At 75.0% G+C, this 4,779-nt stretch carries 5 protein-coding genes; 4 read left to right on the forward strand and 1 reads right to left on the reverse strand.

Annotated features, from left to right (window positions below; translation table 11 throughout):
• Nucleotides 1–361 precede the first annotated feature (361 nt).
• Together DKL51_RS16675 and DKL51_RS16680 are read left to right on the forward strand one after the other, a co-directional pair.
• On the forward strand, nucleotides 362–1,411 hold the full coding sequence (locus DKL51_RS16675; protein WP_260428566.1) for a tetratricopeptide repeat protein: 1,050 nt from the start codon (nucleotides 362–364) through the stop codon (nucleotides 1,409–1,411).
• Nucleotides 1,408–2,427 (forward strand): HAD-IIA family hydrolase, encoded by a 1,020-nt coding sequence (locus DKL51_RS16680; RefSeq protein ID WP_109947928.1) that lies wholly within the window; start codon nucleotides 1,408–1,410, stop codon nucleotides 2,425–2,427. Before DKL51_RS16675 ends, DKL51_RS16680 begins: the two co-directional genes overlap by 4 nt.
• An 11-nt stretch (nucleotides 2,428–2,438) precedes the next feature.
• On the opposite strand, the gene DKL51_RS16685 is transcribed toward DKL51_RS16680, so the two are convergent.
• Nucleotides 2,439–2,774, reverse strand: coding sequence for an SCP2 sterol-binding domain-containing protein (locus DKL51_RS16685; RefSeq protein ID WP_109947927.1), 336 nt, complete (start codon nucleotides 2,772–2,774; stop codon nucleotides 2,439–2,441).
• A 113-nt stretch (nucleotides 2,775–2,887) separates the two neighbouring features.
• Here DKL51_RS16685 and DKL51_RS37185 point away from each other — a divergent pair, with 113 nt between their 5' ends.
• Nucleotides 2,888–3,619 carry an SAM-dependent methyltransferase gene (locus DKL51_RS37185; RefSeq protein WP_260428565.1) on the forward strand — a complete coding sequence of 244 codons (732 nt, stop codon included), beginning with the start codon at nucleotides 2,888–2,890 and terminating at the stop codon, nucleotides 3,617–3,619.
• Between the two features lie 25 nt (nucleotides 3,620–3,644).
• Nucleotides 3,645–4,529, forward strand: a complete 885-nt coding sequence (locus DKL51_RS16695; protein WP_109948265.1) for an NAD kinase — start codon at nucleotides 3,645–3,647, stop codon at nucleotides 4,527–4,529.
• Nucleotides 4,530–4,779 lie beyond the last annotated feature (250 nt).

The raw sequence follows: 4,779 nt of genomic DNA on the forward strand, positions 1-4,779 counted from the left end.
CTTCCGCCGTGAGGGCGAGGCGCCGCGCGAGGGCTGCCGTGGCGGTGAGCGTCGCGAGGGTGGCTTCCGTGGCGGCGAGCGTCGTGAAGGCGGCTTCCGGCGCGAGGAGACCCGCGAGGGTGGCTACCGCGCCGGCCAGGAGCGGCCGCGTACCGAGCGGGGCGGCGAGCGCCGTGGCTACGGCGAGCGGCCGGGTCGCGACGAGCGGCGCTTCGAGGACCGGGGCCGCCAGGGCGGCGGCTACGGTGAGCGGCCGCAGCGCGAGCGGCGGCCCGAGGGTGGCGAGGCCGAGCGCGTAGCTGCGCCGGCGCTGCCGGACGAGATCGTCGCGAGCGACCTCGACCCGACGGTCCGGGCCGAGCTGCTCTCGCTGGCCAAGGGTGTGGCGGAGACCGTCGCCCGGCACCTGGTGGCGACCGGTCAGCTGATCGACGAGGACCCGGCCGAGGCGCTGGCGCATGCGCTGGCGGCCCGTCGCCTGGCGTCCCGCATCTCCGCGGTGCGGGAGGCGGTCGGGCTGGCCGCGTACCACGCGGGGGAGTGGCAGACGGCGATCGCCGAGCTGCGCACGTACCACCGGATGACCGGTCTGCAGAGCCACCTGGCGGTGCTGGCCGACTGCGAGCGGGCGCTGGGGCGTCCGGAGCGGGCGATCGACCTGTTCCGGGGCGCCGACCGGGAGAAGCTCGACAAGTCCGTCGCGGTCGAGCTGCTGATCGTCGCCGCCGGGGCGCGGGGTGACCTCGGCCAGAAGGACGCGGCCGTGGCGATGCTCCAGGTCCCCGAACTGACCGCCGACTCGTCCGAGCCGTGGGCGGCGCGGCTGCGCTACGCGTACGCCGACGCGCTGTTCGCGGTGGGCCGGCGCGAGGAGGCGCGGGAGTGGTTCTCCCGGGCCGCCGACCTGGACGCCGAGGGGGAGACCGACGCGGCTGAGCGGCTGCTCGAGCTCGACGGCGTGGTGATCGAGGGCGACGACGAGGAGCTGCCGGTCGAGGACGTGGCGGCTGGACCGGGCGCTCCCGGCTCCGTGCGGGCCCGGCCGGGCGCCGACCTGACCGGCGACGCCGAGCCCGATGACGCCGACACCGACCTCGACGACGAGGACGACCGGGACGACGAGGACGACGACCGGGACGAGTTCGATGACGAGGACGACGACCTCGACGGCGACGCCCGCTACCGCGACGAGGACGACGACCGGGACGAGGACGACCGGGACGACGAGGCCGCTGACCTGGACCGGGGCGACGACGCCCGGTACGGCGAGGGAGACGACCTCGCCGAGGACGAGCTGACCGACGCCGAGGCCGCCGCGGTGGCCGAGGAGGCTGGCAGCTCCGACCGCACGCCGACCGACGCGGACACCGGTGACCAGCCGGCCCGCGAGTCGGAGTCGGACGCGCGGTGACCGCTGTGGCCGGGGAACGGCTGGTCGACGGGTACGCCCTGGTGGTCTTCGACCTGGACGGGGTGATCTACCTGATCGACCGGCCGATCCCCGGCGCGGTCGAGGCGGTCGGTCGGCTGCACGCCGAGGGCAAGGCGGTGGGGTACGCGACCAACAACGCCTCGCGCCGCTCCAGCGAGGTGGCCGACCTGCTCACCGGCATGGGTGTGCCAGCCCGGCCGGAGGAGGTGCTGACCTCCGCCGCCGCCAGTGCCGAACTGCTGCGCGACCGGCTTCCCGCCGGCGCGCCGGTCCTGGTGGTCGGGGCCGAGGCGCTGCGTGCCGAGATCAGCGCGGTCGGGCTGCGCCCGGTCTCCCGCGCCGACGAGGAACCGGCCGCCGTGGTGCAGGGGTACGGCCCGCAGGTCGGTTGGGTGGACCTGGCCGAGGCGTCGCTGGCCGTCCGGGCCGGGGCACCCTGGTACGCCACCAACACCGACCGGACGCTCCCCAGCGATCGGGGTCCGTTGCCCGGCAACGGCTCCCTCGTGGCCGTCCTGCGCACCGCGCTGAACCGCGAGCCGGACGTGGTGGTGGGCAAGCCGGAACCGGCGCTCTTCGCCACCGCGGCCCGTCGGGCGGGGAGCGGGCGGACCCTGCTGGTGGGCGACCGGCTGGACACCGACATCGAGGGTGCCCGCCGGGCCGGCCTGGACAGCCTGCTGGTGCTCACCGGCGTCAGTGACGTACCCGAACTGCTGGCCGCGCCCGAGTCGCGGCGACCGACGTACGTCTCCTTCGACCTGGCCGGGCTCTTCGACTCGGCGGCCGTGGTGCGGGTGCCGGGCGAGCCGGAGTTCGCCGGCTGGTCGGTCGACCTGACCGCCGGTGGTCTGACGCTCCGCGGCGCGGGACGCCCCCTGGACGCCCTCGCGGCGCTCTGCGCGGTGGCCTGGTCGGCGTCCGCCGGCCCGCAGGTGCGGGCGGCGTCGCCGGAGGCCGAGGAGGCGTTGGCCGCGCTGGGCCTGTCGGTCTGACCCGCCGGGGCTCAGAGCAGCTTGCGGAGCTTCATCAGGTCGAACGGGTTGGCCTTGATGGACACCCGGCGCGAGGCGAGCGCCCTGGTGATGTCGAGCTGACCGTGCACCAGGGCGACCAGGTCGTCGCTGCCGGCGCTCAACGCGATCTTGGCCTTCGGGTCGTCCCCGTCGGCGAGGTCGACCAGCCGGCCGCCGTCGAGCCGGCCGTGGAACGCGGTCCCGAGGTCGGTGATCCGGCAGGCCAGGGTCCGGTCGAGGTCGATCCGTTCCTGCATGTCGGCGTGCCGGTCCAGCCGGGCGGCCAGGTCCTGCAACGCTTGCCGGCACTCGTCCACGCTGGCCACATCGTCTCCTTACCGCACGCCACGCCGTTCCCCGGCACCGTACCGCAATGGCCCGTCCGGGGTGCCCGGTAGCGTGACACCTGCACACCCCCGCCCCGCGGAAGGACTCAGGCATGCAGGACGCGTGGCGCGCCTACCTCGAGCTGGCCATGGGCCTGACGGAGGCGCCCCGGAAGAAGGCCCAGGACGCCGTGCGGCGGGCGCTCGGCCAGGGTGGCGCCACCGCCGCCCAGCTCCAGGCGCTCGCCGAGGAACTTGTCTCCACCGGCACCGCCAACCGGGAGGCACTGACCAAGCTGATCCGCTTCGAGGTGGACCGGGCCCTGGGCGCGGTCGGGTTGGCCACCGCCGACGAGGTCGCCGAGCTGACCCGCCGGGTGCACGTCTTCGAGCGCACCAACGTTCGTACGCTGACCCCGGAGGTCATCGGCGGTCCGGTCGACCTCACGGTGGCCGACCTGTCGTTCATCTCGCTGCGGCTGGTGCTGCCCGCGCTCGCCGGCTGCACCCGGGCCGACGGCGACCTGGCGCTGATGGTCAAGCCGCAGTTCGAGGTCGGCAAGGAGCGGGTCGGCACCGGTGGGGTGGTCCGCGACCCGGCGCTGCGGGCCGAGGCGGTGCTCGACGTGGCCGCCGCGGCGGTGCAGCTCGGCTTCGGCCTGACCGACGTGGCCGCCAGCCCACTGCCAGGGCCGAGCGGCAACGTGGAGTTCTTCGTATGGTTACGCCGGGGAGCGCCGGCGGCGGACCCGGAGCGGGTACGCGCGGTGGTCGCCGCCGGACCTGAAGGCTTCCCGCCGTCCGGCGATCTGTCGAACCGGACGACCGACGAGGCGGCCCGATGAGCGCGACGACTGAGGAGGTGGCCGGGTGAGCCGGACCGCTCTGCTGGTGACGCACACCGGCCGCCGACGCAGCACCGAGCACGCCCGGGCGGTGGCGGCCGACCTGATCGCCGCTGGCTTCGAGGTGCGGGTGGTCGCCGAGGAGGCCGACGACCTGGACCTGCCCGGTGTGGTGCCGGTGACCGGCCCGGAGGCCGCCGAGGGCGCCGAGATCGTCTTCGCGCTCGGCGGTGACGGCACCTTCCTGCGCGCCGCTGAGCTGGCCCGGCCGGCGAAGGCGCCGCTGCTCGGCATCAACCTCGGCAAGGTCGGCTTCCTCGCCGAGGCGGAGATCGACGACCTCGACTCCGCGGTACGTGACGTGGTCGGCCGCAACTACACCGTGGACGAGCGGCTCACCCTCGACGTGACGGCCGAGTTCGAGGGCGGGCCGACCATCGAATCGTGGGCGCTGAACGAGATCAGCGTCGAGAAGGGCGAGCGGGCCCAGATGCTGGAGCTGCTCGTCGACGTCGACGGCCGGCCGCTGTCCCGGTACGGCTGCGACGGCGTGGTCTGCGCGACCCCGACCGGGTCCACCGCGTACGCGTTCTCCGGCGGCGGGCCGGTGGTCTGGCCCGAGGTGGAGGCGCTGCTGCTGGTGCCGATCAGCGCGCACGCCCTGTTCAGCCGCCCCCTGGTCACCGCGCCGACGTCCACCTTCTCCATCACCGTCGACCCGTTCACCACGCTCGCGGTGCTCTGCTGCGACGGGCGGCGGGTCTACGACCTGCCGCCGGGCGCCCGGGTGACCGTCCGCCGCGGGGCGCTGCCGGTGCGGATCGTCCGGCTCAAGGCGCGTCCGTTCACCGATCGCCTGGTCGCGAAGTTCGACCTGCCGGTGCACGGCTGGCGCGGCAGCCGCCGCTGACCCGCCGCAAGCAGCAGGCGCGGACCGCATCCGCCGGGTGACGCCGCGTCACCGCAGCGGAGCGCGGCCGACCTGCGCCCTGTCCACCTGGCGACATGTCGCCGGTGCGGCGGGCCCGGGGTAGTGACCCACCGTTGATCTCCATCGCAGACGCCGACTGGCCGCCCCGAGCCGGGCGGTCGAGTCGTCAGCGAAGGAGCAGCCGTGAACTGGCTTCCGCGTTGGTTCGTCGTCGGCGCCGCCTTGGCGC

The organism is Micromonospora globispora, assembly GCF_003857015.1.
Taxonomy (GTDB): Bacteria; Actinomycetota; Actinomycetes; order Mycobacteriales; family Micromonosporaceae; genus Micromonospora; species Micromonospora globispora.

Coding starts and splice junctions, on each gene's coding strand:
- DKL51_RS37185 (WP_260428565.1), top strand. CDS start 2,888: ATGCAGGACGCGTGGCGCGCCTACCTCGAGCTGGCCATGGGCCTGACG.